The organism is Cylindrospermopsis sp. CR12, assembly GCF_001432185.1.
GTDB lineage: Bacteria > Cyanobacteriota > Cyanobacteriia > Cyanobacteriales > Nostocaceae > Raphidiopsis > Raphidiopsis raciborskii.
Window position 1 is genome coordinate 1 of the sequence record NZ_LMVE01000034.1, and the last position, 1606, is coordinate 1606.

Consider the following 1606-nt stretch of genomic DNA (forward strand, 5'->3'; position numbering starts at 1 on the left):
AACCGAATTAGGCTTTGAGACACTGGTTCCGTGGTCGGAGACCTGGATGGGCTAGATCCCAACAGTACCAATGTGATTTACCAATGGCAACGCTCTAACAACGATAGTAGTTGGAATAACATCTTAAAAGATGGTGACAAAGCCATTTATGTCGTCACAGATGAAGATCTGAACCAAAACCTGCGAGTGCAAATCACCTACACCGACCTCCAGGGTTTCAGCAGCTAACCCAGACGGTGCAGCTCACATCAAGAGCTTTGGCAACAATATCTTTGGATTCGAAGATTTACCTGCTGGTGTAGGGGTCAATGATTACGACTTCAATGACACGGTCTTCTCCTTTGGTTAAAGCTAAGGTCAGGGAGACCGGGAATGAATTCTCGGTCTCCCCCTACAGATCTGGACTTTAGAACCTACTTCCTGTTTCATCCTAGTCTCAACATGATTCTTGAGAGGTTTTTCTACTCCACAAGCTATCTCGGTAGAGCTTACCCTTGACTTATCCAACAAATCTGATATCATGTTGCCATGGGGTAATTAATCCCGCCCATATCCAAATGAAATATAAACTTCATAAGGTGCTGAGCTTTGACGGTCTACATGATCTCAGTTCGTACCAACTCGACTTACAATGCTGAAAAATTTATTCGCACCACAATATCTTCTTGTCTTGAACAAACCCAAGCCCCTTATGAGATTTTACTATCAGATGATGGTTCAAGCGATCGCTGTTGGCAATCCAGCTAAAATAATTTGGTTTGTTGGGTTTCGTGCCTCAACCCAACCTACGATTACCCACGACAAAACCAGTCGGGTTTAACCGACTTGCGCTTTGAGACCGAGAATTGATTCCCGGTCTCCCCCACGGACAGTCTCCAGGTAAGGGTTAATTTAAACAATGACGAGTAATTCCTTGGGGATCTCCCAATGATGTAAAGAAATGTAAAATAATCGCAATCCTTGGTTTATTTATGCAACAAGTTATGATATTATGCCGGCATGAGGTAATTGTTCCTCCTGTTTCTAAATGAAATATAAACTAAACCATAAGGTGCAGAGCTTTGACGGTCTATATGATCTCAGTTCGTACCAACTAGACTCATATACCTAGGTGGCTAGTGGTAGGATGTCTCTGTCTCAATTTTAAACTATAACGAATAATCACGGGTAATTCGTTGGCGATCGCACTCTCCCTAGTCCGGAGCATCAGGCCTCCTTGGATCGAGCGGGAAAGTGATGTTTTGCTCAAGGCCCATAGTCCTGAGTGTGGCGATTTTATTCTACTGAATGAGCTACAACTGCGCCATGATGCTAAGATGCCCCGAAGAATGCGAGCTTATGCTGCTCTAGTAGAGGAAAAGTATGGGCTACTAGTCTATCCAGTGGTCGTCAATATTCTTCAACCTGGGCCGACGGAGATAATTCGCAGCCGTTATGAGTCCGAAATTATGGGTTGTAGGGCCTATCAGGACTATCGGGTGATTAATTTGTGGGAGATTGAGGCGGAGACGGTGTTTGAGCAAAATCTGTCTTCCTTGCTACCGTTTGTCCCAATTTTGAAGGGGGGTAATAGTGAGGTAAATCTGCGTCAGGCTCTACTCAATCT

4 protein-coding genes and 1 pseudogene are annotated in these 1606 nt (G+C 44.3%); all 5 read left to right on the forward strand.

Going from position 1 to position 1606, the window contains the following annotated elements; genetic code table 11:
* The first annotated feature begins 30 nt into the window (after positions 1–30).
* Positions 31–228, forward strand: coding sequence for a hypothetical protein (locus ASL19_RS04160; protein ID WP_057177408.1), 198 nt, complete (start codon positions 31–33; stop codon positions 226–228).
* 19 nt (positions 229–247) lie between these two features.
* A complete protein-coding gene (locus ASL19_RS18915; protein ID WP_211942495.1) occupies positions 248–349 on the forward strand; it encodes a DUF4114 domain-containing protein in 102 nt (33 codons plus the stop codon).
* A 251-nt stretch (positions 350–600) separates the two neighbouring features.
* Positions 601–747: a glycosyltransferase gene (locus ASL19_RS17105; protein ID WP_082604649.1), complete on the forward strand. Its 147-nt coding sequence runs from the start codon at positions 601–603 to the stop codon at positions 745–747.
* A complete protein-coding gene (locus ASL19_RS18800) occupies positions 692–820 on the forward strand; it encodes a hypothetical protein (RefSeq protein WP_255356428.1) in 129 nt (42 codons plus the stop codon). Before ASL19_RS17105 ends, ASL19_RS18800 begins: the two co-directional genes overlap by 56 nt.
* A 355-nt stretch (positions 821–1175) precedes the next feature.
* Positions 1176–1606: pseudogene (locus ASL19_RS04165) on the forward strand (transposase); the annotation flags it as partial.